Source organism: Streptacidiphilus alkalitolerans (assembly GCF_042511045.1).
Classification (GTDB): domain Bacteria; phylum Actinomycetota; class Actinomycetes; order Streptomycetales; family Streptomycetaceae; genus Streptacidiphilus; species Streptacidiphilus alkalitolerans.
The window spans coordinates 210,927-237,642 of the sequence record NZ_JBHEZX010000006.1 but is presented as its reverse complement, the minus strand read 5'-3'; the positions used below and the strand labels follow the sequence as shown (position 1 = coordinate 237,642).

23 protein-coding genes are annotated in these 26,716 nt (G+C 72.3%); 9 read left to right on the top strand and 14 right to left on the bottom strand.

Translation table 11 applies throughout. The features are described 5' to 3' along the window. Positions 1-73: 73 nt before the first annotated feature. The 4 genes from ACEZDG_RS16160 to ACEZDG_RS16145 all read right to left on the bottom strand — a co-directional run bounded on the left by ACEZDG_RS16160 (position 74) and on the right by ACEZDG_RS16145 (position 4,221). A complete protein-coding gene (locus ACEZDG_RS16160; RefSeq protein ID WP_380509182.1) occupies positions 74-1,459 on the bottom strand; it encodes a glycoside hydrolase family 26 protein in 1,386 nt (461 codons plus the stop codon). Positions 1,460-1,522: 63 nt separating this feature from the next. Further along, positions 1,523-2,500 carry a sigma-70 family RNA polymerase sigma factor gene (locus ACEZDG_RS16155; protein WP_380509179.1) on the bottom strand — a complete coding sequence of 326 codons (978 nt, stop codon included), beginning with the start codon at positions 2,498-2,500 and terminating at the stop codon, positions 1,523-1,525. Between the two features lie 60 nt (positions 2,501-2,560). Then, positions 2,561-3,673 carry an AI-2E family transporter gene (locus ACEZDG_RS16150; RefSeq protein ID WP_380509176.1) on the bottom strand — a complete coding sequence of 371 codons (1,113 nt, stop codon included), beginning with the start codon at positions 3,671-3,673 and terminating at the stop codon, positions 2,561-2,563. 26 nt (positions 3,674-3,699) lie between these two features. Continuing rightward, a complete protein-coding gene (locus ACEZDG_RS16145; protein ID WP_380509173.1) occupies positions 3,700-4,221 on the bottom strand; it encodes a DUF7144 family membrane protein in 522 nt (173 codons plus the stop codon). A gap of 430 nt (positions 4,222-4,651) precedes the next feature. Between ACEZDG_RS16145 and ACEZDG_RS16140 the strand changes: the two genes are divergently transcribed. After that, positions 4,652-5,791 (top strand): AI-2E family transporter, encoded by a 1,140-nt coding sequence (locus tag ACEZDG_RS16140; protein ID WP_380509170.1) that lies wholly within the window; start codon positions 4,652-4,654, stop codon positions 5,789-5,791. A 149-nt stretch (positions 5,792-5,940) separates the two neighbouring features. Here ACEZDG_RS16140 and ACEZDG_RS16135 read toward each other — a convergent pair whose 3' ends face one another. Both ACEZDG_RS16135 and ACEZDG_RS16130 read right to left on the bottom strand, forming a co-directional pair. Beyond that, complete coding sequence (locus ACEZDG_RS16135; protein ID WP_380509818.1) at positions 5,941-7,575, bottom strand: hypothetical protein; 1,635 nt, start codon at positions 7,573-7,575, stop codon at positions 5,941-5,943. Positions 7,576-7,806: 231 nt separating this feature from the next. Next, the gene (locus ACEZDG_RS16130) at positions 7,807-10,641 is read right to left on the bottom strand and encodes an AAA family ATPase (RefSeq protein ID WP_380509167.1); all 2,835 of its coding nucleotides are present in this window, start codon (positions 10,639-10,641) and stop codon (positions 7,807-7,809) included. A gap of 211 nt (positions 10,642-10,852) precedes the next feature. Here ACEZDG_RS16130 and ACEZDG_RS16125 point away from each other — a divergent pair, with 211 nt between their 5' ends. The 6 genes from ACEZDG_RS16125 (at position 10,853) to ACEZDG_RS16100 (ending at position 15,273) form a co-directional block, all read left to right on the top strand. Then, positions 10,853-11,035 carry a hypothetical protein gene (locus ACEZDG_RS16125; protein ID WP_380509164.1) on the top strand — a complete coding sequence of 61 codons (183 nt, stop codon included), beginning with the start codon at positions 10,853-10,855 and terminating at the stop codon, positions 11,033-11,035. Further along, a complete protein-coding gene (locus tag ACEZDG_RS16120) occupies positions 11,029-11,166 on the top strand; it encodes a hypothetical protein (protein ID WP_380509161.1) in 138 nt (45 codons plus the stop codon). Before ACEZDG_RS16125 ends, ACEZDG_RS16120 begins: the two co-directional genes overlap by 7 nt. Before the next feature lie 285 nt (positions 11,167-11,451). Then, the gene (gene nth, locus ACEZDG_RS16115) at positions 11,452-12,300 is read left to right on the top strand and encodes an endonuclease III (RefSeq protein WP_380509158.1); all 849 of its coding nucleotides are present in this window, start codon (positions 11,452-11,454) and stop codon (positions 12,298-12,300) included. A 2-nt stretch (positions 12,301-12,302) separates the two neighbouring features. Then, on the top strand, positions 12,303-13,154 hold the full coding sequence (locus tag ACEZDG_RS16110; RefSeq protein WP_380509155.1) for an NUDIX hydrolase: 852 nt from the start codon (positions 12,303-12,305) through the stop codon (positions 13,152-13,154). Positions 13,155-13,282: 128 nt separating this feature from the next. Beyond that, positions 13,283-14,461 (top strand): MarP family serine protease, encoded by a 1,179-nt coding sequence (locus tag ACEZDG_RS16105; RefSeq protein WP_380509151.1) that lies wholly within the window; start codon positions 13,283-13,285, stop codon positions 14,459-14,461. 113 nt (positions 14,462-14,574) lie between these two features. Further along, positions 14,575-15,273, top strand: a complete 699-nt coding sequence (locus ACEZDG_RS16100) for a metal-dependent hydrolase (protein ID WP_380509148.1) — start codon at positions 14,575-14,577, stop codon at positions 15,271-15,273. A 58-nt stretch (positions 15,274-15,331) separates the two neighbouring features. Here ACEZDG_RS16100 and ACEZDG_RS16095 read toward each other — a convergent pair whose 3' ends face one another. From ACEZDG_RS16095 to ACEZDG_RS16065, 7 genes are all read right to left on the bottom strand, one after another. Next, positions 15,332-15,532, bottom strand: a complete 201-nt coding sequence (locus ACEZDG_RS16095) for a hypothetical protein (RefSeq protein WP_380509145.1) — start codon at positions 15,530-15,532, stop codon at positions 15,332-15,334. A gap of 143 nt (positions 15,533-15,675) precedes the next feature. Then, positions 15,676-16,629, bottom strand: coding sequence for an alpha/beta fold hydrolase (locus ACEZDG_RS16090; RefSeq protein ID WP_380509142.1), 954 nt, complete (start codon positions 16,627-16,629; stop codon positions 15,676-15,678). A 117-nt stretch (positions 16,630-16,746) separates the two neighbouring features. Further along, the gene (locus ACEZDG_RS16085; protein WP_380509139.1) at positions 16,747-17,229 is read right to left on the bottom strand and encodes a phage holin family protein; all 483 of its coding nucleotides are present in this window, start codon (positions 17,227-17,229) and stop codon (positions 16,747-16,749) included. 86 nt (positions 17,230-17,315) lie between these two features. Next, the gene (gene nhaA, locus ACEZDG_RS16080; RefSeq protein WP_380509136.1) at positions 17,316-18,563 is read right to left on the bottom strand and encodes a Na+/H+ antiporter NhaA; all 1,248 of its coding nucleotides are present in this window, start codon (positions 18,561-18,563) and stop codon (positions 17,316-17,318) included. A 149-nt stretch (positions 18,564-18,712) separates the two neighbouring features. After that, positions 18,713-20,698 (bottom strand): acetate--CoA ligase, encoded by a 1,986-nt coding sequence (gene acs / locus ACEZDG_RS16075; protein ID WP_380509133.1) that lies wholly within the window; start codon positions 20,696-20,698, stop codon positions 18,713-18,715. 143 nt (positions 20,699-20,841) lie between these two features. Then, on the bottom strand, positions 20,842-21,549 hold the full coding sequence (locus ACEZDG_RS16070) for a carbonic anhydrase (protein WP_380509130.1): 708 nt from the start codon (positions 21,547-21,549) through the stop codon (positions 20,842-20,844). A gap of 115 nt (positions 21,550-21,664) precedes the next feature. Further along, positions 21,665-22,675, bottom strand: coding sequence for an ATP-binding protein (locus ACEZDG_RS16065; protein WP_380509127.1), 1,011 nt, complete (start codon positions 22,673-22,675; stop codon positions 21,665-21,667). 261 nt (positions 22,676-22,936) lie between these two features. Between ACEZDG_RS16065 and ACEZDG_RS16060 the strand changes: the two genes are divergently transcribed. Continuing rightward, on the top strand, positions 22,937-23,848 hold the full coding sequence (locus tag ACEZDG_RS16060) for an oxidoreductase (RefSeq protein WP_380509815.1): 912 nt from the start codon (positions 22,937-22,939) through the stop codon (positions 23,846-23,848). Between the two features lie 374 nt (positions 23,849-24,222). Here ACEZDG_RS16060 and ACEZDG_RS16055 read toward each other — a convergent pair whose 3' ends face one another. Continuing rightward, positions 24,223-25,023: an HAD family hydrolase gene (locus tag ACEZDG_RS16055; RefSeq protein WP_380509124.1), complete on the bottom strand. Its 801-nt coding sequence runs from the start codon at positions 25,021-25,023 to the stop codon at positions 24,223-24,225. 601 nt (positions 25,024-25,624) lie between these two features. On the opposite strand from ACEZDG_RS16055, the gene ssd reads away from it, so the two are divergent. Beyond that, positions 25,625-26,698 carry a septum site-determining protein Ssd gene (gene ssd, locus ACEZDG_RS16050; protein ID WP_380509121.1) on the top strand — a complete coding sequence of 358 codons (1,074 nt, stop codon included), beginning with the start codon at positions 25,625-25,627 and terminating at the stop codon, positions 26,696-26,698. Positions 26,699-26,716 lie beyond the last annotated feature (18 nt).

Genomic DNA, 26,716 nt, shown 5'->3' with positions numbered 1-26,716 from the left:
AACAGTGCGATCAATCACAAACTAGTGTGGCTCATGGAACGTGATGATTTGCACCGGGGTGCTGCCCAACCTTTCAGGACTTCCCCGTGACCTTGCTGTGCAGCGGGTACGGGAGCGGCGGACCGGGCGCCGGAGCCGGTACCGGCTGCGGCGGAGCGCCGGGGGTGCAGACCAGGATGCCGCGCCGGGGCCGGTGGCAGCTGGGGGTGGGGCTGGGCTCGGGCGCCGGGGCGGGCGCCGTGCTCACGCCGGCCGTGGGGGTGGCCGCCGGCGTGGTCGGTGCGGCTGTCGGCACCGGCGGGAGCGTCGGGGACGGGCTCGGCGTCGGCGTGTCCGTCGGCGTCGGGCCGGTCGTCGGACTCGGGGTCGGGGTCGGGGTCGGCGTGGGGGTCGGCGTCTGGGTGGCCAGTTCCGCCATCGCCTGCTGGTACAGCGCGCTGGACCGGGGGTTCTGCTTGCAGCCCCAGACGCCGTGCGGGCAGTAGTCGGTGATGGTCTGGTACAGCGTGTCGTGGGTGCTGATCCAGTTCAGCATCTGCCGGACGTAGTCGGGGTCGTCCCCGTACTGGTACAGCCCCCACTCCGGGTAGGACACCGGCTTGTGGTGCGCCGCGGCGAACTCCACCTGCTGCTGCAGTCCGTACGGCTGGTTCACGAAGTCGTCGAAGCTGCGGCCGGGGCCCAGGTCGTAGCTGTCCATGCCGATCACGTCGGTGACGTCGTCACCGGGGTAGCACTCGGTCCAGGGGTTGTCGTCGGTGCCCCTGGTCGGGTCGAAGTCGAAGCGGAACGCCTGGCCGGGGACCTTGCGCATGGTGGTGACGATCTGCCGCCAGTACGCCTTCCAGTCGGTCGGGTCGGGGTGGCAGCGGCTGCTGTAGGTGGTGCCGTTCATCTCCCAGCCGAGGGTGATCACGGTGTCGGTCGCGCCGAGGGCGACCAGCCGGCGGGCCAGCTCCCGGAAGTGGTTGTTGTAGGCGCCGCTCGCTCCCTGCACCAGCAGCGAGCGCACCTGGCCGTCGCTCAGGTTGTTCTCGTTGGCCTGCTGCATCGGGACGGCGAGGACGAGCATCCGGTCGGGCGCGGCCAGCCGCCAGGCGGCCCAGGGCGCCAGCAGGTCGATGCTGCCCTCGATGTCGTTCCAGTTGTAGCCGGGGAGGTAGGTGTGGCCGACCTGGAGCGGGGCGGTGCCCAGCCAGGTGGAGAACTGCTTCATCCGGGTGTCGGACTGGTCCGAGCCCAGGAACGCCCCGAACGGCACGGCGTGGGCGGGCAGCACGGTCGGGTCCGGCGGCGCGGCGGGGACGGTCTCGTCCCGCTGCACCGCGTCGTTGTGCGGCGGGCGTGCCGGGGCACCGGGCGTGCTGGGGGCGTGCGCCATCCAGGTGGCCATCGAGGCAGCCAGGACCAGCATCGCGATCCCGAGGCAGGCCCGGGGTGCAGGTCGGCGCTGGAGCATAAGCAGAGCCTATGGTGTGACGATTTGTCAGCATATGCGCCGCGCCGTTGTCGCTCGCACTAGCTACGCGGGCAGCCCTGCGGGCAGGCCGAACAGCGGGAACAGCGCGTCGGTGTCCAGGAAGAAGTTCAGCCCGGTGATCCGGCCCCCGGTCAGCTCCAGCACATGCAGCGCCCACGGCGTGTACCCGCCGTCCGGGCCGGGCTTGTACTGGCCGTAGGCGGGGCAGCCGTTGGCCGTGGTCGCTATCAGCTGCGAATCGCGGCACTCGGCCCCGGGGCCGAGCATCCAGTCCCGGACGTCCTGGTGGCCCCGCAGCCACAGCTCGTACGGCGGCATCGACATCACCACCTCCTCGTGCAGCAGCGCGGTCAGGCCGTCCATGTCATAGCGCTCAAACGCCCGCACGTAGCGGGTCAGCAGGGCGGCCTGCTCCTGGTCCAGCGGACGGAGCGGCTCGGTCGCGGCGACCTCCTGGACGGCGAGGGTCGCCCGGGCCCGCTGCAGCGCGCTGTTGACCGAGGCGACCGTGCTGTCCAGCAGGTCGGCCACCTCGCTCGCCCGCCAGCCGAGCACTTCCCGCAGGATCAGCACGGCCCGCTGCCGCGGTGCGAGCCGCTGCAGGGCGGAGATCAGCGCCAGCCGCACGGACTCCCGCTGGGCCGCCAGTTCGGCCGGATCCCCCGCCTCGGACACCACCCGCGCGTCCGGCACCGGGCCGATCCAGGTCACCTCGGGCAGCACCGTGAGCGAGGCCGTGGCCACCGTGGAAGGACCGCCGAGGTCCATCGGCCGGGCCCGGGTCTTCCGGCTGCGCAGCGCGTCCAGGCAGACATTGGTGGCGATCCGGTACAGCCAGGACCGCAGCGCCGCCCGCCCCTCGAAGCCGTGCCGGCCGCGCCAGGCCTTGATCATGGCGTCCTGCACCGCGTCCTCGGCCTCCGCCGCGGACCCGAGCATCCGGTAGCAGTACCCGGTCAGCTCGCGCCGGTACTGCTCCAGCTGGAGCTCCAACGGCTCCTCGACCTCAGCGTCAGCCATCGCCAACCTCCTTTCCCCGAAACTAGCGGAGACCACCGACAACCCACCGTGCCCGCTCGGTCAGTCGCCGCGCAGTTCGGTGACGATCGCGACGGCGGCGGCGGTGAACGGGACGGCGAGCAGCGCGCCCAGGATGCCGGCGACGCTGCCGCCCGCGGTGACCGCGACCATCACCACGGCCGGGTGCATGGAGACGGTGCGGCTCTGGATGATCGGCTGCAGAAAGGCGCCCTCGACGAACTGGACCGCCAGGATCACCGCGAGGGTGCCCAGGGCGACCACGAACCCCCGGTCGCCCAGCGCGACCAGCACCGCGACCAGGCCGGACAGGAAGGCGCCGACGAAGGGCACATAGGCGCCGACGAACACCAGGGCCGCCAGCCCCAGGGCGTCCGGCACCCGCAGCAGGAGCAGACCGACCAGGATCAGCCCGGCGTCGATCAGCGCGATCAGGGTGGTGCCGCGCATGTAGCCGGACATCGCCCGGTAGGCGAGGCGGGTCAGCCGGACCGCCTGCTCGGCGTGCGCGGCGGGGACCCAGCCGCGGATCAGGCCGGGGATCCGGTCGGCGTCGCGGAGCAGGAAGAAGGTGAGTGCCAGGCACAGCACCGCGGCCGTGACCAGCTGCGCGGCCAGTCCCACGCCCTTGACCACCCCGGACAGCAGGGTCGACGCCAGCTGCGAGCCCAGCTCGGAGACGCCGGAGGCGGCGTTCTGGCCCAGCGAGCCGAGGTCGCCGGCCCCGAGCCGGTCGCCGACCTGGGCCAGGGCCGCGCCGATCGAGGGGGCGGCGTCGATCAGGGCCTTGGCCACCATCCAGATGGTCCCGTCGATCACCACGATCAGCACCAGGCAGGCCAGGGCGGCTCCGAACGCACGGGACCGCCCGCCGCGTACCGCGCGGCGGGCGACGGGTTCGAGCAGCGCCGTGGCCAGGACCGCGATCAGCGCGGGGACCGCGGCGGCCCGGAAGGACCAGCACAGCAGCAGCACCACGGCCAGTGCCCCGGCCGAGGTCAGCGCGGCGGCGCTCCAGGCGGTGGCCGCGCGCACCGGCTCGGGGAGCCGGCCGAGCAGGCCCGGCGAAGCGGCCTCCGCCGGGCGCGCCGGCTCCGGCGGCCCGGCCGACCGCGGTTCCGCCGCCTCCGGCGGAGGCGCTGCGTCCGGAGGCACTGCGTCCGGCACCTTCCCGCTGCCTGTCAGTAGGCCCGGTCGGAGGACCGGTAGACGCACAGGGCCCAGACGACGGCGATGTCGAGGGCGACGGCGATCAGCGACCACAGCGGGTAGTAGGGCATGGAGAGCAGATTGGAGATCGCGCTGAGCGAGGCGATGAAGATACCGGCGAACCGGCCCCAGGCCGCTCCCTTGAGGACGCCGTAGGCCACGATCAGCAGCACCACGCCGATGATCAGCTGGATCCAGCCCCAGCTGGTCAGGCTGAAGTGGAACGCGTAGTTCGGGGTGGTCACGAAGATGTTGTTCTTGGCGATGCCCATGATCCCGCGCAGGACCGCGAACACCCCGTCCACCAGCATCACCACCCCGCCGAAGAGCACCAGGCCGCTGACCCAGCCGTCCTGCCCGGACGGGGACGGCGCCCGTCCGCGGCCGTGGGCGGCGGTGGCCGTCGCGGCCGTGGCGGCGGACGCGGTCGGGGTGGAGGCCGCCGGATCGGGGTTCCACAGCGGCTGCTCGGCTGGTGTGTTCGGATCGGCCATGAGTTCCTCCAGGGGCTCCGGACCTGCACGTTCGTGCTGGCTTCTGAGCCTGCGTCACCCCGCACCGCCGGGCCACGCGGCTGCGCCGAACGGGTGAGGGGGCGGGTTGCACGTCCACGACACAGATCCGCAGCATGCGCTTAACACGGGTGAGGCAGGGTGGCATTCAGCCCGCAAGGCTGCTGTCGTCCCGCCCTGACCTCCCTTAGTCGGGTTGGCCGGGGGCGGCAGTCACTGCGGCACCGCTCCGCGTTCCCGGGTGGGGGACACTGCGGAGGCGGCAGGGCCGGTCCTTCGCGGACCGGCCCTGCTCGTTGTCCCCTGCTCGTTGCCCCCCTGCCACCTGCTCGTGGCCCGGCTTGCTTATTGGCCGGAGCGGCCCGGGGTCGAACAACTATGCTCGGGCCCACCGACCGTCAGGAGTGCCCCGGTGACCGTGCACGAGACCAGCAGCCCGGACGCCGTCCCGGTGCAGGCCCCCAGAACTGACAACAAACCCGCGACCGTCGACAAGCCCGGGCCCATGGTGAAGCCGCGGAGCGGGCCGGACCCGAACCGCTCCTGGTTCTCGATCGGCTTCCGGGTCAGCCTGGGCGCGCTGCTGGCGTACTGGCTGGTGCAGGCGATCCAGCACATCCAGAGCATTCTGATGCTGACCCTGCTCTCGCTGGTGATAGCGGTCAGCGCGGACCCGATCGTTCGGGTGCTGACCCGGCGCGGGCTGCGCCGACCGGTGGCGGCGACCGTGGTCATCATCGGCCTGTTCCTGGTCCTGGGCGGGCTGTCCACGCTGTTCATTGCACCGATCACAAACGAGATCACTGCTCTCGTCCGCAATATCCCGATCTGGCTCCAGCAACTGCACGACCACCACTCCGTCCTCGGCCAGCTGGAGGACCGCTACCACCTCACCGCCAAGGCCAAGGCACAGCTGGGCACGGACGGCGGCAGCCTGGTCGGCGGGCTGATGGGGGCCGGACAACTGCTGGCCACCACCCTGACCGGGCTGTTCACCGTGATCATCCTGACCATGTACTTCCTGGCCGGCCTGCCCACCCTGAAGAGCTTCGGGCTGCGCTTCGTCGCCGGGAGCCGGCGCGAGCGCGCCGAGAAGCTGACGGACGAGATCCTGCTGCGCACCGGCCGCTACATGCTCGCCAATGTCGCCACCTCGGTCATCGCGGGTGTTGCCACCTTCGTCTGGCTGGAGATCTGGAGCGTGCCCTACCCCGCCGCGCTGGGGGTGTTCGTCGCGGTGATGGACCTGATCCCGCTGGTGGGCTCCACCATCGGCGGCATCGTGGTCTCGCTGGTGGCGCTGGTGGTCTCCTGGCCGGTGGCGATCGCCACCGCGGTCTTCTACATCGTCTTCCGGATCGCCGAGGACTACCTGATCATGCCCAGGGCGATGAAGTTCGCGGTCGAGGTGCACCCGCTGGTGACCATCCTGGCGGTGCTGGTCGGCGGCAGCCTGCTGGGCATCATCGGCGCGCTGCTGGCGATCCCGATCGCGGTGGCCATCGGCCTGATCCTGGACGACGCAGTCTTCCCCGGCATCGCCCGCCGCTGACGCCGCGCCGGTGCCCCGCGCAGGGACGGGTGCGGGGACGAGTGCGGGGCCGCGACACCCTCACGTCGCGGCCCCGGGTCCGACGGGCCACCGGTCCGTTTACGGCGGCCCGCCGGGGTCGGTGCGCCCTTGACGGGCCGTCATCGGGCTCAGCAGGCGCCCTGGTCGGTCCAGACCGCCCAGGAGGCGGGCGCGCCCGGGGTGGCGCCGGTGGAGTACCAGGCGGAGAGCCACTGGTGGCTGTTGTAGGAGACGCGGTCGCCCGGGACGTAGGAACTGGTGGCGCTCCAGGCGCTCAGCCCGGCGCAGCCGGTGCCACCGCCCCCGCCGCCACTGCTGCTGATGGTCCAGCTGAAGGCGGTGCTCCCGCTGGCGGTGCCGGAACTGGCGCTGACGGTGACCGTGGAGGTCCCGGCGGCGCTGGGGGTGCCGGTGATCAGGCCGCTGCTGCTGATGGCCAGTCCGGCCGGCAGCCCGGTGGCGCTGTACGTCAGCGGCTTGGACGCCGAGTCGGTGCCGGAGATCTGCAGCGAGACCGCTGTGCCCACGGTTCCGGTGCGGCTGCCCGGGTTGGTGACCGTCACGGTCTCCGAGCCGCCGGTGGAACCGGAGCCGAAGCCGCTGGTGCCGTTCGGGCTGCCCCAGCCGGTCGGTCCGTCATATCCCGGGCCGGCGTTGCAGAAGTAGGACACCGAGCAGGATCCGTTGCTGCCCGAGGTGACGTCGTTGAAGCTGCCGGTGTGGTTGTACGGGTACTGGGCCGCCCGGTCGCCCGCGTTCGGGGCGCCCGCGAGCGCCCACACCGAGGCGACGATCGGGGAGGCCGCGCTGGTCCCGCCGTAGACGGCCCAGCCGCTGCCGCCGTAGGTCTGGTAGACCGAGACCCCGGTGGCGGGGTCGGCCACCGCGGCGACGTCCGCCTCCATCCGGCGTGAGCAGCCGGTGTCGTGCTGCCAGGACGGCTTGGTGATGTACGCCGAGCAGCCGGAGCCGCCGCCCTCGGTCGAGTTGGTCCGCCACACGGTCTCGTTCCAGCCCCGGGCACTGGACGAGCGGGTGAGCGAGGTGCCGCCGACGGCGGTGACGTACTGCGAGGTCGCCGGGTACTCCGCGCCGGTGTTCGAGTCGCCGGTGCTCACGGTGATCGCCACGCCGGGGTGGTTGAAGTACGCGGCGTCGGACGAGGCGACCGAGGAGTCCTCACTGCCGCCGTAGCTGTTGGAGACGAACTTGGCGCCCTGGGCGACGGCCTGGTTCACCGCGGTGCCGAGGTTGGCGTCGCTGGCCGAGGTGGCCTCCACCAGCAGGATGTGGCAGTTCGGGCAGACCGCGCTGACCATGTCGACGTCCAGTGAGATCTCCCCGGCCCAGCCGGAGTCCGGCGAGGGGTAGCTCGTCCCGCCGTTCTGGTTGATCTTGCGGAAGCAGCCGTTGGCGGTGGTGCAGGCGGGCAGGCCGTAGGTGGAGCGGTAGGTGGCGAGATCGGACTCGGCGTTGGGGTCGTCCTGGGCGTCGACGATCGCCACGGTCTGCCCGGAGCCGCCGGACGGCAGGTTGTAGGCACTGGCCAGGTCGCTCGGCCCGTAGCCCGAGGGGAGCGCGGGGGATATCAGCGCGCCCTCGTGCACATCGGTGCGCTTGAGCGCCAGACAGGCCAGCTCGCCCGGACGGGTCGGTGCGGCGCAGGCCCGGGCCACGGTGATCCCGCCGGATCCGGTGCCGGTGCCGGTGGCCGCCTGGGCGGGGAGGGCCGCCGCCCCGGCCGCGAAGGCGCCCGAGATCATCGCGACGACCAGTGCCAGCAGGGGGAGGCGGGTGAGTAGTGCGGACAGTCCACGGCGTTCCGAACGGTGCTTGTCCACGCGGACTCCATTTCTGATGTCGCCCCGGGTCAGGGGCAGGCTCGAAGGGTCGAGCGGAAACGTAGCCCGATGGCAGGTATCGGTCAATGAATCAAAGGCGAACTGCCACCCTTGACCTTCTCTTGCAAAGTCGAGGGGGTACCCTTGCGCCGCTCAGCCGGCCGTCCGGAGCAGGGTGAGCTGGGTCCGGTCGTGCACCCCGAACCGGCGGAACAGCCGGGTCAGGCTGCCCTCCACCGACTTCACCGAGATGTGCAGCGCGGCGGCGATCTGCCGGTTGGTGGACCCGTTCTGCACCAGCTCCACGATCTGCCGCTCCAGGTCGCTCAGCGGTGCCGCGGGTCCGTCCAGCCGGGCCAGCTGCTCCCTGGCGTAGTCGAGCCAGGGGAGGCAGTGGGCGGCGGCGAAGGCCCGGGTGGCGGCGTGCAGGTCGGCCCGGGCCGCCGCCCGGCGCCGGGCCCGGCGTTCGAGGTCGCCGAGGGTGAGCCTGGCCCTGGCGGCCTCCAGCGGATAGGGGTGCACCGGCGGTAGCGCCGCGCGCAGCCGGTCGGCCGCGCCGTGCGGATCGCCGTCGAGGCCGACCAGCACCGCGCGGGCCCGGGCCAGCCCGAGCCGCAGCACCTGCCGGTCCAGCCGGGCCGCCTCGCGGGTCGCCTCGTCCAGGACCCGCCGGGCCTCCTCGGTGGCCCCCGACCTGGCCAGCGCCTCGACCAGGTCGGCGTCCACCAGGAACAGCGCCGGGTCGGTGAAGCCCAGGCCGCGCAGCAGCGTCCGGCAGCGGCGCAGGTGCTCGGCCGCCTGCGCGACCCGATGGCCGAGCAGGTCGGCCCGGCCGTACAGGCCCAGCGCATAGGCGGACCACTCGGTGTCCCCGGCCAGCTCCCCGGCGCGGAGCGCGGCGGCGGCCAGTTCTCCGGCGCGCTGGACCGTGCCGCCGTTGAGCTCGGCGGCGGCGCTCAGCACCAGCCCGGGACCGGGGGTGGGGCCCAGCTCCGCCCGCATCCGGCCGCCGAGCACGGCCGCCCGGTACGCCTCGGCGCAGAGGCCGGCGCGTTCGTGCACCGAGGCCACCATGTGCAGCACATCGCCCAGGTCCTTCACCCGGCCGGCGTTCTCCACGTCGGCGCGGAGCAGGTTCACCGCGTCGACGGCCTCGGCGACGTCCCCGCTGCGCAGCAGCCAGACCACCAGGCAGCAGCGGACCTGGATCGAGGCCGCCGTCATCGCCGCGGCCGGACGGCCCGCTGTCAGCGCGGCGGCGTGCCGCAGCGAGGGCAGTACCCGGTCGCGGTGGAACTGCATCTCGATCGGCGCCCGTAACGCGACCACCTCGATCTGCTGGTCGAGGTCGCCGCTGCGTTCGGCCTGGCGTTCGGCCTCGGCCAGTTCGGCCAGGCCGAAGCCGGTCTGCCCGATGCTGATCGCGTGCTCGGCCCGGTGCAGCTGCACCGCGGCGCGCAGCCGCGGGTCGTCGCCCGCGTCGGCCCGCGCGGCGTCGAGCAGCGCAGGGACCCCGGAGCGGTCGCCCCCGGCCAGCTCGACCAGCAGCAGCCGCGCACCGACCCTGGCCGCGTTGCCCGCAGTGCTTTGGCCTGTGCTGCGGAGCACGGTGTCGCAGGCCTGCCTGGCCTGGTCCAGCAGCCCGGCGTCGTAGGCGTGCCGGGCGCAGTCGAGCATCCGCTCGGCGGCGAGGCCCGGATCGTCGGGAGTGCGCTCGGCGGCCAGCCGGGAGAGTTCGGCGGCGAGGGCGGGGGCGCCCCTGGTGACCGCGATCCCAGCCGCGTCCGCCAGTTCCCGGGCGAGTTCGGGGTTGGGTCGGCCACCGGCCAGCGCCCTGTGCCGGGCCCGTTCGAGCGGGTCGTCCAGCAGTCGGGCCAGGGCGGCGTGGCACTCCTGTCGCTGGGCGGTGGTCGCGTCGGCGTAGATGATCTCGCGCAGCAGCGGGTGGGTGAACCGCAGTTCCCGCCCCGGCCCGGGACCGCAGGCGACGACCCCGGCCGCCAGGGCCGCCGCCATGGCCCGGTCGTCCTCGGCCGGAGCCCACCGCTGCGGCCTGGCCGCCGCCGCGATCAGCAGCAGCGCGTCGACCGCCTCGCGCGGCAGCGCGGCGAGCCGGTCGGCGAGCAGCGCGCGCAGCCGCTCCGGGACCGGCAGCGGATCGTCGGTACGGACCGGGCGGTCCGAGCGCAGTGCGGCCCGGGCCAGTTCCAGGGCATAGAACGGATTGCCGCCGCCCGCCGCCTGGATCCGCGCGGAGAGCCGGTCCGTCGGCGCCAGCCCGAGCCGGGTCCGCAGCAGTTCGCCGATCAGCGGGTCGGCCAGCGTGCTGACGGCCAGTTCGGTACGGGGCTCGGGCAGCAGGTCCAGGCAGCCGGGCTCGCGCCCCTCGCCGACCCGCTCCGCGGCGGCCACCCTGACCCGCCGTCCGTCGAGTCTGCGGGCCGCGAAGCGGAGCACCTCGGCGCTGGCCGGGTCCAGGCAGTGCGCGTCGTCCAGCACCAGTAGCACCGGGCGGTCCGCGGCCAGCGACCGCAGCAGTTCCAGCACCGCGATCCGGATGGCCAGCTGTCCGGCGGACACTCCGTCAAAAAACCTTCCACCAAAGGGAGTTCTGTCAGAAGGTTTTCCGTCGGGCGGCCTTCCCTCGACGGGCGGCCCGTCGGTCGGGGCCCCGGGGCCCGGCGCTCGCAGCAGGGCGACATCGAGCACCGAGCCGAGGTGCGGGGCGATCAGCCCGTCGTGCTCGGCGATCTGACGCGCGAACAGGTCGTAGAGCGCGAGGTGCGGCAGCGAGGCCTCGGTCGCCGTGGAGTTGCTGCGCAGCACCAGCAGGCCCGCTTCGGTCGCCTCGGTCTCCAGGGCGTCCAGGACCGCGGACTTGCCGATGCCGGCCGGACCGGTCAGCAGTACTCCGCCGCCGTCCGCGAGGGCCGCCTGGCAGCGGTCCAGCAGTTCGTCGCGACCCAGCAGGACCGTCGCGTCGCTCATGGCGAAGAGTCTCCACCGGTTGCCCCAAGTGGTCTAGTCCTTAGACCGGTTGGACGGTCCTGCCCGGCCCCGCCCCGGGCGCACGGCAGACCGCGCGGGGCCGGGCGGGCCTGGTCGCGGAGCCAGCCGTGGGCGCGGTCGCTGCCGCGGCGCTGACGCCAGGTCAGATACAGCGGGACGGCGGCCATCTCGCTCGAAGGGGAACGGCGGCGTGCGCAGGCCGAGGTCGCCGAGCATGGCGCGGCTGACCGGCCCGGGCACCGCCACCAGCAGGTCGCTGTCGCGGACCAGGCGCAGGGCCGCGGCGGGCGATGGGGACGGCGACGATGACCCGGCGCTGCTGCCCGCGGGCGGCGAGGGCCTCGTCGAGACGATGAGGTGCGAGGCGTGCTGACCATCGTCCACCTGCTGCTGACCGGCGACACCTACCCCGCGCCGGCCAGACGCGGCGCCCGGCGGAACGGGACGCCGCTACGCCCCTCGGCGAAGACGGACCTGGCGGCGGCGCCGGTCGGCACCGGGTAGGCCAGGCCAGGCGAGGACGCGGCGACCCACCGGCGGATCGGCGAGTCGGCGAGTCGGTCACCGCGATGCTGGCCGGCGCCCTGGTCGTCCGGGTCTCGGTTCCGGCCACCCGGCCGCCGTTACCGTCTCCGTGTTCGACCGACGCCGGTAGTTCCGAACCGAGGCCGACCCTCCGTGCCCGCAGTTCCCTGCCCGCGCCGCGTCCGCGCCCGGCCCGCAGGGCACCCCCGCCGCGCCCGCGCGATTCGCCGCCCGGTGTCGGTGGCGGCCCGTAGGCTGATCCGCATGGTGACGAGTGGCACGTCCGAGGCCGCAGGCCGACCGGCGTTCAAGAAGGCAAAGGTCCCGACCACGCATACCGGCCTGGTCCGGCAGGCACGGAAGATCAATCGGGCGCTGGCCGACGTGTATCCGTACGCGCATCCCGAGTTGGACTTCACCAATCCGTTCGAGCTGCTGGTGGCGACGGTGCTGTCGGCGCAGACGACCGACCTGCGGGTGAACCAGACCACGCCCGCGCTGTTCGCCAAGTACCCCACACCGGGGGCGCTGGCCGAGGCGAACCCGGAGGAGCTGGAGGAGATCATCCGGCCGACCGGGTTCTTCCGGGCCAAGGCCAAGTCGCTGCTGGGCCTGTCGGCGGCGCTGCGGGACCGGTTCGACGGCGAGGTGCCGCCGCGTCTTGAGGATCTGGTGACGCTTCCCGGCGTGGGCCGGAAGACCGCCAATGTGGTGCTCGGGAATGTTTTCGGCGTGCCCGGGATTACCGTCGACACGCACTTCGGGCGGCTCGCCCGGCGGTTCGGGTGGACCGACTCGGACGATCCGGTGAAGGTCGAGCATGAGGTCGGCGAGCTGATCCCGAAGAGCGAGTGGACCATGCTGTCCCACCGGGTGGTGTTCCACGGGCGGCGGATCTGCCACGCGCGGCGCCCGGCCTGCGGGGCCTGCCCGATCGCCGAACTGTGTCCCTCGTACGGCGAGGGGGAGACCGATCCGGTGGCGGCGGAGAAGCTGTTGAAGTACGAGAAGGGCGGCCAGCCGGGGCAGCGGCTGAGCCCGCCGCCGGACTACCCCGGCAAGCCGGCGCCCCCGGCGTCGGCGGCGGCGGTACCGACGGCGGGAGAGGGCTGAGGATGACGGCAGCGGCGGAGCAGGGCACGGGCAGCAGCGGCACCATCGGTGGCTCGGGCTCGGGCGGCTTCGGCAGGGGCAGCGCGGAGATCGTCCGCGAGGGCCTGCCGGACTGGCTGCTGCCCGTCAGGGACGCCGCCGAGCGGCTCGAGCCGCGGCAGCTCAGCCGGTTCCTGCCGCCCGCCGAGGGCGGGCGCCGCTCCGCCGTGCTGGTGCTGTTCGGCGAGAGCCCGGCCGCCAAGGGCGGGGATCCGGTCCCCGACCTGCTGCTGATCGAGCGGGCCCGCTCGCTCCGCTCGCACGCCGGCCAGCCCTCCTTCCCCGGCGGCGCGCTGGACGAGGAGGACGGCGACCCGGCCGGTCCCGGCCCGGTGAACGCGGCCCTGCGCGAGGCATGGGAGGAGACCGGCCTCGACCCGACCGGGGTGCAGGTCTTCGGGGTGCTGCCCGACCTCTACATCCCGGTCAGCAACTTCGTGGTCACCCCGGTGCTGGGCTGGTGGCGGGACCAGACACCGGTCGCGCCGGTGGACCCGGCCGAGGTCGCCGCGGTGTTCCGGGTGCCGATCGACGAGCTGGCCGCGCCGGAGCGGCGGGCCCGGCTGAAGCATCCCAGCGGGTTCCGCGGCCCGGCCTTCCTGGTCGAGGGCCGGCTGGTCTGGGGCTTCACCGCCGGGGTGATCGACCGGATCCTGCACCACGCGGGTCTGGAGCAGCCCTGGGACACCAGCCGGGAGATCGAGCTGTCCGAGGACGCGGTGGTGGTGGCGACGGCCGAGCGCGACCGGGCCAGGGAGCGGAACGGAACGGCCGCGGGGGCGGCGGGGGAACCGTCGGGCCCGGCCCGCACGTGACATGACCTGAGAGCCGCGCCGACCAGCCGGACAGACCCCGATCCCGCGATCTTTCGGGGGCGCCGTCCACAGGATCCACCGCCGTGGGAAGGTTGACCGTTGCTGCCCGACCCGCCCAGGAAGCCACTGTGAACGTCCTCGACATCCTGCTCATCGCCGCCGCCGTCGGATTCGCCGTCTCCGGCTACCGCCAGGGCTTCGTCGTGGGCGTCCTCTCCCTGGTCGGCTTCCTCGGCGGCGGCCTGATCGCCGTGCAGCTGCTGCCGTTCCTGCTGGAGCACCTCTCCGCCGGGACGGTCTCCTCGGTCGTCGCCGTGATCGTCGTGATCGTCTTCGCCTCGGTCGGTCAGGCGTTCACCACCCACTGGGGCTGGAAGCTGCGCGGCCCGATCGACCGCAGCCGGGCCCGGATCTGGGACGCGGCGGGCGGCTCGGTGGTCAATGTGGTGGCGATGCTGCTGGTCGCCTGGCTGATCGGTTCGGCGCTGGCCGGGACCTCGCTGCCGACCATCGCCCACCAGGTTCGCACCTCCAAGGTGCTCGGCGGGGTGCAGAAGGCGCTGCCCGCCGACGCTCCGGAGTGGTTCTCGGACTTCACCTCGGTGATGGCCCGCAACGGCTTCCCGCAGGTGTTCAACCCGTTCCAGGACGAGCCGATCACCGACGTCCCGCCGCCGGACCCGGCGCTGGCCAACAGCGCCGCGGTGGTGCAGGCGCACCGCAGCATCGTCAAGGTGATGGGCACCGCGCCCAGCTGCGGCAAGGTGATCGAGGGCACCGGCTTCGTCTACGCGCCGCAGCGGGTGATGACCAACGCCCATGTGGTCGGCGGGGTGTCCGCGCCCACGGTGAACCTCGGCGGCCGGATCTACGAGGCGAAGGTCGTGCTCTACGACTGGAAGCGCGACATCGCGGTGCTGGACGTCCCCTCGCTCAAGGCCACCCCGCTGGTCTTCGCCGGCGACGCCAAGACCAGCGCGGACGCCATCGTGGCCGGCTTCCCGGAGAACGGCCCCTTCAACGTCCAGGGCGCCAGGATCCGCGGCCGGCTCCAGGCCAGCGGTCCTGACATCTACCACCGGGGCACGGTCAGCCGGGACATCTACTCGCTGCGGTCGACGGTCCGTCAGGGCAACTCCGGCGGCCCGCTGCTGACCCCGGACGGACAGGTGTACGGGGTGGTCTTCGCCAAGTCGCTTGATGACGCGCAGACCGGTTACGCGCTGACGGCGGACGAGGTCCGCTCCGACGCCCAGCAGGGGCAGTCGGCGACCCAGAAGGTCGACAGCGAATCCTGCGCGCTCTGACCGCACAGCACTTCCCGCTGCGGGGCCTGTCGGTGGCAACTGATACCGTCTGGGACGCTTCAGTCGGACGGATCTTGACGGTGCCGTCGCAACGAGGGGGAGGACGCCACGTCATGATGGGTCATTCGCACGCGGTCAGCGGAGCACTGCTCTTCGCCGCCACCGCGCCCTACCTGCCGCCGCTGGTGATGCACCATCACCTCAGCCCGCAGGAGATCCTGATGGGCACGGTGCTCTGCGCCGGTGCGGCCCTGCTCCCCGACCTGGACCACCACGACGGGACGATCGCCAACTTCCTCGGCCCGGTGTCCAAGCTGCTGTGCCGCTTCGTCGCCTGGATCTCCGGCGGCCACCGGCACGCCACCCACTCGATCTTCTTCATCGCCTTCATGACCCTGGGCACCTGGGCCGGGGTCTCCTACGGCGGTCGCTGGTTCACCCTGTGCATGACCTTCTTCCTGCTGGCGATGGCCGTGCGGGCGCTCAACCTCTGCCCGCCGGGGCACGGCTTCTCGGCCTGGGGCACCATCGTGGCGATGGCGCTGATCGGCACCGGCGTGATCGCCAAGTTCATCCCCTCGGCGCCGGGCTGGCTGCCGTACGCGGTGGGCCTGGGCTGCCTGGCGCACCTGCTCGGCGACTCGATCACCAAGCAGGGCGCGCCGTGGCTCTGGCCGCTGCGGACCCGCTACGAGATCGTGGTGATCAAGAGCAGCGGCAACCGGCTGGAGACGGAGATACTGGTCCCGATCATGGGAATAGCGACCGTCGCCCTGCTCTGGTTCACCGCGCTCTCGCCCAACACGTTCTAGCTGCTCAGCTGCTCAGCTGCTCAGCTGCCCGGCCGACCGCCCCGCGGTCGGCCGCGGGTCAGCGCTGGCGCAGCCGGGAGGTCATCCAGCGGGCCCGGCGGGTGAGGATGTGCGGTATTCCGACATGGTCGGAGTCACTGCCGGCGTGGCCTTCGGGGGCGGCCCCGGAGGTGCTGCCGAACGGGCTGAGGGCCGCGGTCTGCTGAAGCGAGCGGCGGCGGGAACGTGGCGCGAAAGCGCGGTCGTGCATCCAGCTCATAGCTAGAGGACTGCCCGCACGGGACCGGGGGTAATCCCGTGCGGGACGGCCAATTGGCCTATGGTTGGCATATTTTCAGATAGCAGAGTTCCGCTTTCGAACCCCAGTTCTGACCACCCGTCAGAGCGCTCCCGGCTGTCCGCTCAGCGGTCCGGCTCGGGGTCGCGGAGCCAGTTGACCAGCTCGCGGGAGAACCCCTCAGGGTCCTCCTCATGGGGGTAGTGGCCGATCCCGTCCAGCAGCCGCCAGCGGTACGGCGCCTCCACGTACTCGCCGGATCCGGCCGCGGTACGGGCCAGCAGCACCGGGTCCGCCGCGCCGTGCAGATGCAGCGTGGGCACCCGCACCGGACGCCGCATCCGGCGCGAGTACTGCAGACCGTCGGGACGGCCCATGGAGCGCATCAGCCAGCGGTAGGGCTCGATCGAGCAGTGCGGGGTGTTCGGCAGCAGCATCGCCTGGCGGTACGTCAGCAGCGTCTTCTCGTCCGGCCGGTGGCCGGTCCCGGTCCAGTCGGCCAGGTACTCGCCGACGGCCTGCGCCCCGTCGGCGGCCAGCTTCCGTTCGGGCACCCAGGGCCGCTGGAAGCCGAGCAGGTGCTCGGCCGCGGCGATCTGCCTGCGGTCGGTCATCAGCGACCGGCGGTAGCGGCGCGGGTGCGCGCTGGAGACCACCACCAGCCGGCGGACCAGGGCGGGGCGCATCACCGCCGCCGTCCAGGCCAGGAAGCCGCCGAGGTCGTGGCCGACCAGCGCCGCGTCGGAGGCCCCGAGCGAGCGGATGATCCCGGTCAGGTCCAGCGCCATGTTGGACGGGTCGTAGCCGCGCGGGGTGCGGTCGCTGCCGCCGACGCCGCGCAGGTCCACGGCGACGGCGCGGAAGCCGGCGTCGGCGAGGGCGGTGAGCTGGTGCCGCCAGGTCCACCAGAACTGCGGCCAGCCGTGCACCAGCAGGACCAGCGGCCCCTCGCCGAGCTCGGCGATGTGGAAGCGTCCGCCGTTGGCGGACACCTCGCGGTGGCTCCAGGGGCCGTCGATCCGCGGATCGAAGGAGTCGGCGAAGATGTGGGATCCGCCGGGGGTGTTGTCAGACGACATGTGCAGAGCGTGTCATATCCGGAGCAAGGTCGGGTTTCCAGGGCCGCACCGGTTGGGGCTGTGCCGTGCCGTGCCGGTCCGGTCCGGTCCGTGCCGGTCCGGTTCAGTCCGGACCGGTCAGGGCAGCAGGATCTTGTGCCCGTCGGCGGTGAGCGGCGGGGCGGGGTGCGGCTTGGCGTTCTTCAGCACGTCGACCGTGGCCTTGGTGGTGGCGATGGTCCGGTCCGGCGGCGAGAGCTTCTTGAAGTAGCGGAAGGCCAGCAGCCCGGCCGCCGCGGCGAGCAGCAGGTACAGCACGCCGACGATGGTCAGCGACCAGCCGAAGGTGATGCCCGAGGACCCGCCCAGGTCGTGGATCCCGTAGGCCAGGGCGAAGCTCAGCACCGGGACGGAGGCCAGCGCGATCACCGCGGCGAGCGCCCCGGCCACACCGCCGAAGAGGCCGCGCTTGACGTCCTTGGTGATCTCGGCCTTGGCGAGGGCGATCTCGTCGTGGACCAGGGTGGAGAGGTCGGCGGTGGCGGCGGCGAACAGCTGGCCCACCGTGCGGTCGGCCCCGTTGAGCTGGGAACTGGCCTCGGACCTGTCAGCTGCTGACATCTGGCGTCTCCTCCGGTCGTCCTGGTACGGCGTGCTGGCACTGCTTCCTGTCACTGTCTCAGATCATGCCTCGTCACGTCGGCGGCTCACCACTCGGCCTGCTCCTCCTCGTGGATCCGCCGGTAGCTGCGGTTGCGCAGCCGCAGCAGCACCGCGGCCACGACGGCGCAGATCAGCGAGCCGACCAGGACCGCGGCCTTGTCCCGTTCGGCCAGCGCGTGGTCGTCGGGGAAGGCCAGTTCGGAGATCAGCAGCGACACCGTGAAGCCGATGCCGGCCAGCACCGCGACCGCGAACAGGTCGCTCCACTCCAGCTCCGGGTTGAGCTCGGCCCTGGTGAAGCGGGCGGCCAGCCAGGTGCCGCCGAAGATGCCGACGGTCTTGCCGACCAGCAGCCCGAGCACTACGCCCAGCGGCGACGCCTGGGTGAAGACCTGGCCGATCGCGCTGGGGCCGATCGACACCCCGGCCGCGAACAGGGCGAACACCGGCACGCAGAACCCGGCCGAGAACGGCCGGACCAGGTGCTCGATGTGCTCGGCGGGGGAGTGCTGCTCGCCCGGGTCCTTGGTGCAGCGCAGCATCAGGCCCATGGCGACCCCGGCCACCGTGGCGTGGATCCCGCTCTCGTGCATCAGCGCCCAGATCACGAAGGCCAGCGGGAGGTAGAGGTACCAGCCGTGCACCCGCTTCCGGTGCAGCAGGTAGAACAGGCCGAGGCCGAGCACGGCCAGGCCGAGCGCCCAGAGCTTGATGCCGTGGCTGTAGAAGATCGCGATGATCAGGATCGCGATCAGGTCGTCGACCACGGCCAGGGTGAGCAGGAAGGCCCGCAGTGAGGACGGCAGGTGCGAGCCGACCACGGCCAGCACCCCGAGCGCGAAGGCGATGTCGGTCGCGGTGGGGATGGCCCAGCCGGCGGGCTCTCCGCCGGGGCCGAGGTTGACCAGGGCGTAGACGGCGGCGGGCAGCGCGACCCCGCAGACCGCGGCGACCACCGGTAGGGCCGCCGCCCTCGGGTCGCGCAGCTCGCCGGAGACGAGTTCGCGCTTGAGCTCGACGCCCGCCACGAAGAAGAAGACGGCCAGCAGCCCGTCCTTGGCCCAGGTGTCCAGCGAGAGGTCCAGGTGCAGCGGCGCGCTGGGCCCGATGGTCCGGTCCAGCACGCTCTGGTAGCCGGCCGGCCAGGCGTTCGCCCAGACGAGTGCCACCACGGCCGCGCAGAGCAGCAGGATGCCCCCGACGGTCTCGGCCCGGAGGGCGTCGGCGAGGAAGGCGCGCTCGGGGAGCGGGAGCCGGCCCAGGAACTGGCGGCGGGGCGTGGGGTCGCTCACGCGGCGGTCCTCCGGACGCTGATCTGACGGGTCGTATGTACCTTTTGTCAGATGTTATCCGGGAAGCGCGGAGAGGGCCGCCCCGCGACGCGGGACGGCCCTCTCGGTGGGTTCCGTGCTGGTCGGACCCGTGCTGGTCGGACCCGCTGTCAGTCCTCGTCCCCGGCCGAGCGCTGGCTCTGGATGAGGTCCATCACGGTGGAGTCGGCCAGGGTGGTGGTGTCGCCGACCGCGCGGCCCTCGGCGATGTCGCGCAGCAGCCGGCGCATGATCTTGCCGGAGCGGGTCTTCGGCAGCTCGCTGACCAGCTGGATCAGCTTGGGCTTGGCGATCGGGCCGAGGACCTTGGCGACGTGGTTGCGCAGCTCGGCGACCAGGTCCTCGTTGTCCTTGGCGCTGCCGCGCAGGATCACGAAGGCGGCGATGGCCTGGCCGGTGGTGGCGTCGGTGGCGCCGACCACGGCCGCCTCGGCGACCTTGGGGTGGGAGACCAGGGCGGACTCGACCTCGGTGGTGGAGATGTTGTGGCCGGAGACCAGCATCACGTCGTCGACCCGGCCGAGCAGCCAGAGGTCGCCGTCCTCGTCCTTCTTGGCGCCGTCGCCGGCGAAGTAGGTCCACTTGTCGCTGCCGGACCCCTCGTGGCCGGCGCCGAACCGGGACCAGTAGGTCTCGAGGTAGCGCTGGTCGTCGCCCCAGATGGTCCGCAGCATGGACGGCCACGGCTCGGTCAGCACCAGGTAGCCGCCGCCGCCGTCGGGGACCTCGTTGGCCTCGTCGTCGACCACAGTGGCGGAGATGCCGGGCAGCGGGGTCTGCGCGGAGCCGGGCTTGGTGTGGGTGACCCCGGGCAGCGGGCTGATCATCATGGCGCCGGTCTCGGTCTGCCACCAGGTGTCCACGATCGGGGTCTTGCCCGCGCCGATGTGCTCGCGGTACCAGATCCAGGCCTCGGGGTTGATCGGCTCGCCGACGCTGCCCAGGATCCGCAGCGAGGACAGGTCGAACTTGGCGGGGATGTCGTCGCCCCACTTCATGAAGGTGCGGATCGCGGTGGGCGCGGTGTAGAGCAGGGTGACCTTGTACTTCTGGATGATCTCCCAGAACCGGCCCTGGTGCGGGGTGTCCGGGGTGCCCTCGTACATGACCTGGGTGGCGCCGTTGGCCAGCGGCCCGTAGACGATGTAGGAGTGCCCGGTGACCCAGCCGATGTCGGCGGTGCACCAGTAGACGTCGGTCTCGGGCTTGAGGTCGAAGACCGCGTGGTGGGTGTAGGAGGCCTGGGTGAGGTAGCCGCCGGTGGTGTGCAGGATGCCCTTGGGCTTACCGGTGGTCCCCGAGGTGTAGAGGATGAACAGCGGGTGCTCGGCGTTGTGCGGCACCGGGGTGTGCTCGGTGGACTGACGGGAGGTGATCTCGTCCCACCACACGTCCCGGCCCTCGGTCCAGGCGGTCTCCTGGCCGGTGCGGCGCACCACCAGCACGTGCTGCACGGTCGGGCAGCTGAGCACGGCCTCGTCGATGGCGGGCTTGAGCGCGGTGGGCTTGCCGCGGCGGTAGCCGCCGTCCGCGGTGATGACCAGCTTGGCGTCCGCGTCCTGGACCCGGGAGGCGACCGCTTCGGCGGAGAAGCCGCCGAAGACCACGGAGTGCGCCGCGCCGATCCGGGCGCAGGCGAGCATCGCCACGGCGGCCTCGGGGATCATCGGCAGGTAGACGGCGACCCGGTCGCCCTTCTCGATGCCCAGTTCGGTGAGTGCGTGGGCGGCCTTGGAGACCTCGTCCTTGAGCTGCGCGTAGGTGATCGCGCGGCTGTCGCCGGGCTCGCCCTCGAAGTGGATGGCGACCCGGTCGCCGTGTCCGGCCTCGACGTGGCGGTCCACGCAGTTGTACGCCACGTTCAGCTCGCCGTCGGCGAACCACTTGGCGAAGGGCGGGTTGGACCAGTCGAGGGTCTCGGTGGGCTCGGTGCTCCAGCTCAGCCGGCGGGCCTGCTCGGCCCAGAAGGCGAGCCGGTCCTCCTTCGCTTCCTGGTAGGCGGCGGCGGTCACATTCGCGGCGGCGGCGAGCTCAGCAGGCGGGGCGAATCGACGCTCTTCCTTGAGCAGGTTTTCCAGGCTCTCATTGCTGCTCAACGCGCACTCCTCATCGAGTTCTGGGTGCGGGCGTCCCGTTCTGCTCCGCGACCCGGATATGTCGTGACTAGCTCACCAGGATGCGGGCGCGCTGACAAGGGTCCTCGGAGAATTGGTGTAGACCTTTGTTGAACTTCCGCCGGTCAGGCCGCCGACTCCAGCCGGGGCCGGACCGGACTGAAGGTGCGCCCGTTACCTGCGAGAAGGTACGCCTGCGCCGTGGCGAAGTCGAAGTACAGCCCGGCCACCCGGAGTGTCCCGGCCTCGACCCCGCGCCGCACCGACGGATGGGCGCTCAGATTGTCGACCTGCTGGGCCACATTGGTCAGGCAGAGCCGCTCCAGCGGGTCCGCCGAGGGCGCGGCGCCGCGGAGCCGGGCGGGGGCGTGCCGGACCCGCTGCAGCGAGTCCTGGCCGTGCCGCAGCCAGCGGGTCAGCGGTGTCCCGGCCAGGCCCTGCCGCCGGTGCGCGCCGCGCAGCAGCGACTGCATCGCACCGCAGCCCGAGTGCCCGCACACGGTGATCGTCCGGACCTGCAGGATCTCCACGGCGTACTCGATCGCGGCGGCCACCGACTCGTCCGTGCCGCGCACGTCCGGGACGGCGACCAGGTTGCCGATGTTGCGGACGGTGAACAGCTCGCCAGGACCGCTGCTGGTGATCACGTTCGGCACCAGCCGCGAGTCGGCGCAGGTGATGAACAACTGGGACGGCGACTGCCCCTCCCGGGCCAGCCGGGCCAGTTCGGGCTGCAGCCCGGGGGCGGTGTGCTGCTGGAACTCGCGCACGCCGCCGAGGAAGTGCTCGTCGGTCAGGTCATCGTGCCGGGGGTCCGTGCCGGTGCTCTGCATGGGTCGCGTCTCCCAAGGTTAGGTAAATGAAGAGTAATGAACCCTTTACCTAAATGAGAGCCGTGGCCGCCGAAGTTCACCCGACCGGGCGTCGGAGGGGGTGTCGGACGGGGCGTCAGGCGGTGACGGCCTGCCGCTGGTTCTCGCGCGTGTTCGCGGAGGCGTCCTCGGTGAGCGCGAAGTCGGGATCGACCTGCGCCGCCAGGTCCGTCCCGGTCTTGGCGTTGCCCCAGCTCTCCGCGTTGCGCAGGTGGAAGTTGACCATCTGCCGGTTGTAGCGGCCCCAGTCGCGCAGCTGGTACGTCGCGTCCGCGGCCTCGCGCAGGGTGCGCAGCGAGGCGTGGTTGGCCGGCTCCAGCTCGGCCAGGCCCGGCGCGCGGCCCTGCTCGGTCCGCCGCACCCATTCGGACTGGCCGAACACGGCGAGCAGGTCGTCGCCGACCTGCTCGCGGAGGTAGGCCACGTCGTCCTCGTGCTGCACCTTGTTGCCGACGACCCGCAGGTTCACGTCGAAGTCGGCCGCGTAGTCCTTGTACTGGCGGTAGACCGAGACGCCCTTCCTGGTCGGCTCGGCGACCAGGAAGGTCATGTCGAACCGGGTGAACAGGCCGGAGGCGAAGGAGTCCGAGCCCGCCGTCATGTCCACCACCAGGTACTCGCCGGCCCCGTCGGCCAGATGGTTCAGGCACAGCTCCACCGCGCCGACCTTGGAGTGGTAGCAGGCCACGCCGAGGTCCTCCTCGTCGAAGGCGCCGGTGGCCATCAGCCGCAGCCGGGCGCCGTCCACGGTGAACTCGCGGGCGCACATGTCGTACACCGGGTTGTCCTCGGCGATCCGCAGCAGCCGGGAGCCGCTGCCGGGCGGGGTGGTCTTGATCATCGAAGCCGCGTCGGCGATCCGCGGGTTCCCGCCGCGCAGGTACTCCTTGATCTGCGGCATCAGCGCCCCCATCGACGGCACCGAGGCCGCCTGCTCCTCGGTCAGCCCGATGGCCGCGCCCAGGTGCTGGTTGATGTCGGCGTCCACGGCGATCACCGGCGCCCCGGCGGTGGCGAGGTGGCGGACGAACAGCGAGGACAGGGTGGTCTTGCCACTGCCGCCCTTGCCGACGAAGGCGATCTTCATGCAGGACTCCGGGTCGTTCGGGGCTGGCTGGGATCAGAAGCATGTTTATTGGTAACCGTTATCGTCACCGATAGTGGTCATGGTAGCGATCCGTCACCGCCGTGTGATCGGCTTGGCAGAGTGTTGACCCTTTCGGGTGAGAGTGCCCCCGGGCGCGCGCCCGCCCCCCGGTTACGTAGGCTCGATGCCGTGAGCACACCATCAGCGGCCCCGCAGTCGAACGCCTCCGCAGACCCCGGCCGCGACCCCGGCGGCGACCCGCTGGCCGGCCTCGCCGAGCTGCCCGGAGTGGCCGAGGCCGTCGCCGACGCCCGCCGCGCCGTCGACCGCCTGTACGGGCACCGGGTCATGCGCCGCCGGGCCGCCGAGGTCACCTCCGAGTCCGCGCTGCGCGGCGCCCGCGCCTCCGCGGCGCTGGACGGCGCCGACTGGCCGCTGGAGGAGGTCCGCCGCCGCAGCGACTTCGGCACCGACCCGGAGGCCCGCACCGTCGGCGGAGCGCTGCGCCTCAACGCCGAGGCCGGACAACTGCTCGGCACCTGGCGGCACTCGCCGCTGCAGGTGCTGGCCCGGCTGCACCTGCTGGCCTCCGGCGACGAGGGCGCGGGGTCCGGCGCGGGGTCCGGCGCGGGACGTCCGCGCCGGGACGGCGAACCGGTCGCCGAGCGCTTCGGCGCCCCGCTGCCGGTCGCCGAGGAGGTCCACGGCTCCGAATCGGCCCCCGCGGTCGGGCGCGACTACCGGCTGCCGGCCCCGCCGAACGCCGACGAGGTCGCCGCCCGCCTGGACGGGCTGGCCCGGCTGCTGATCGGCCGGAGCGCCGGCGGGAAGAAGCGGCCGAACGAGCGCAGCGCCCCCGCCCTGGTCGTGGCCGCCGTGGTGCACGGGGAACTGCTGACCCTGCAGCCCTTCGCCGCCCACAGCGGGCTGGTCGCCCGCGCGGCCCAGCGGATCGTGCTGATCGCGGAGGGGATGGACCCGCAGGCGATCTGCCCGTTCGAGGTCGGCCTGGCCGAACTCGGCACCGACGCCTACCGCAACGCCCTCGGCGGCTACGCCTCCGGGACGGCCGAGGGGATGGCCGCCTGGATCGGCCACTGCGGCGCGGCCCTGCGGCTCGGCGTCAGGGAGAGCACCGCGGTGTGCGAGGCAATGCAGCGCGGAATGGTCTGACCGGATTCCGACCGGCGATGGACGGCTGCGGAAAGACAAAAAGATGCGGCGGCATCAAGGAGAGATGCCGCCGCTGACACAACGCGCGAGTGACCAGAGCGTGCGCCATTTCTTTGCGCATCCGGCTGGAATCACTTCCATCGGCCGAAAGCGGCGGCCCTATCGCGGGTCGGCTGCACGTGGGTGCTCGTTTGTCGTGCTCGGTCCGTGGGGCCTGAAACTTCGATGATTCCTGACTGCGGATCCATCCGGGTCTCGCGGGCCGTCTTCTTCCTTTGTAGCGCGGATTCGGTGGAAGCGGAACTCGGGGGCGCATTTCTTTACCTTCCGTCCGACCGGTCAGCCGGCGGATCGACGGCCGGATCGCCGCCGGATCACGCCGTTGTGCTGCGCCGTTTCGCCGCGTACCAGACCAGCCCGGCCGCGGTCGCCGCCGCGCCCACGGCGGCTGCGGCCAGCACCGGCCGGCTGCTCACCGTCAGCGCCGAACTGCGCTGCTTCAGCTGCACCGGGCGGTTGAAGACCAGCACCGGCCACTCGCGGGCGACCGCCTCCTTGCGCAGCGCCCGGTCCGGGTTCACCGCGTAGGGGTGGCCCACCGCCTCCAGCAGCGGCAGGTCGGTGATCGAGTCGCTGTAGGCGAAGCTCTGCTCCAGGTCGTAGTCCTCGACCCCGGCCAGGGCGCGGATCGCGCTGGCCTTGTTGCCGGCGTAGGCGTAGAAGTCGATCTCACCGGTGTAGAGGCCGTCGGCCTCGGCCATCCGGGTGGCGATGACATGGTCGGCGCCCAGCATCTCCCCGATGGGCTCCACGAGTTCGGAGCCGGAACTGCTCACGATCACCACATCGCGGCCGGCCGCGTGGTGCTCCTCGATCAGCGAGGCGGCCTCGTCGTAGATCAGCGGGTCGATCAGGTCGTGCAGGGTCTCCGCGACGATCTCGCGGACCAGTTGGACGTTCCAGCCGCGGCAGAGCGAGGAGAGGTACTCGCGCATCTTCTCCATCTGGTCGTGGTCGGCCCCGCCGGCCAGGAACACGAACTGGGCGTAGGCGCTCTTGAGTACGGCCCGACGGTTGATCAGGCCGCCGCGGTAGAGCGGGCGGCTGAAGGCGAGCGCGCTGGACTTGGCGATGACGGTCTTGTCGAGGTCGAAGAACGCTGCTTGACGCACCAAGACTCCCTCTCTGTTGCTGGGGCTCCCACAGTCACGAGTCCGAGGGGTCCCGCGCCACTGCGGTAGTCGATCCTCGCAGACGCGGACCCCGTCGGGTGGCAGGAGGGCGGCAGTGGGCCGCCGGGGCAACCCGCTCGGAAGCCGCTCCGCGACCGGCCCGTCGATCGGCCTGTCAGTCGGCCCACCATTCGGCCCAAGAGGCCGCCGCCCGGGTTTGCCTGAGAGGGGCCTCGGGTACACCATGGAAGTCACGGATCGTTCGCGACCGTGCTGCCCCGGTCTGGCTCCTCCCCCCCGAGTCAGGCTGTGGAGGACGACCCCCGCTCTCCCCCCCGGCGGGGGTCGTCGCATGCCCGGGGGATTCGGGATTTCCGTGGGTGTTCCGGAGATCCTTTCACAGGACCGTGCCGCGTCAATCCGAAGTCAAGTCAATCTGAAGTCAATCTGACGCCGCAAAAGTAATCCCTTCGAGTGGGCGATTTATCCACAGCCCCCGACTTGTCCACAGCCCTCCCCGGCTCGCTCCGACGATCTCCGCCTACGCGGCACGGTTGGACCACGCCACACCGGCGTACCGCACGGGAGCACGGGGGAGGCAGTCATGGCAGGCACGTCGTCCACGGAACCACTGCTGGTCAGCGAGGACGAGCGGCTGATCGAGAGCCTGCTGAGGATCTGCGCGGCTGCGGGCGCCTCGCCGCAGGTGGTCTGCGGGGCGCCGCCGTCCCGTCAGGCCTGGGAACGCGCGCCGCTGGTGGTGGTCGGCGACGACGTGGCCGACCGGATGACCGGGCTGAGCCACCGCCCCGGCGTGCTGCTGGTCGGCACCGACCTGGACGACGTCGAGGTCTGGCGCCGGGCGGTGGTGCTCGGGGCCCGGCACGTGATCTTCCTGCCGGACGCGGAGTCCTGGCTGCTCGACCGGATCGCGGACGCCGCCGAGGGGGTCGGGGTCCAGGCGCTGACCGTCTCCGTGCTCGGCGGCCGGGGCGGCGCCGGGGCGTCCACGCTGGCCTGCGCGCTCGCGGTCACCGCGGCGAGGGAGGGCCACCGGGCGATGCTCATCGACGGCGATCCGCTGGGCGGCGGTCTCGACCTGCTGCTCGGCGGCGAGGACACGGCGGGGCTGCGCTGGCCCGACCTGGCCGGTTCGCGCGGCCGGGTCAACGCGCTGGAGTTGGAGAACTCACTGCCCCGGATGCATGCCCTGACTGCCCTGAGCTGGGATCGGGGCGACGCGCTGACCATCCCGCCGGCGGCCATGCGGACGGTGCTGGGGGCCGCCCGAAGGCGCGGCGGGGTGGTCGTCCTCGACCTGCCCCGGAGGATCGACGACGCGACCGGGGAGGCACTGGAGCAGACCGACCTCGGGCTGCTGGTGATCCCGGCCGAACTGCGGGCGATGACCGCCTCCGGGCGGGTGGCCTCGGCGGTGCGGATGCGTCTCGCCGACCTCAGGGCGGTGGTGCGCGGGCCCGCCCCCAGCGGGATGGCGGGCGAGGAGATCGCCGAGGGCCTGCGCATGCCGCTCGCGGGGGAGTTGGCCGCCGAGCCCGGCCTGGCCGCCGATCTGGAGCGGGGCAGGCCGCCGGGGCTCAGCCCGCGCGGACCGCTGGCCCGCTTCTGCACCGCCTTCCTCGCCGAGGCGCTGGCCGGGACGGGGAGCGCCGCGTGAGCCCGGGCTGGGTATGGG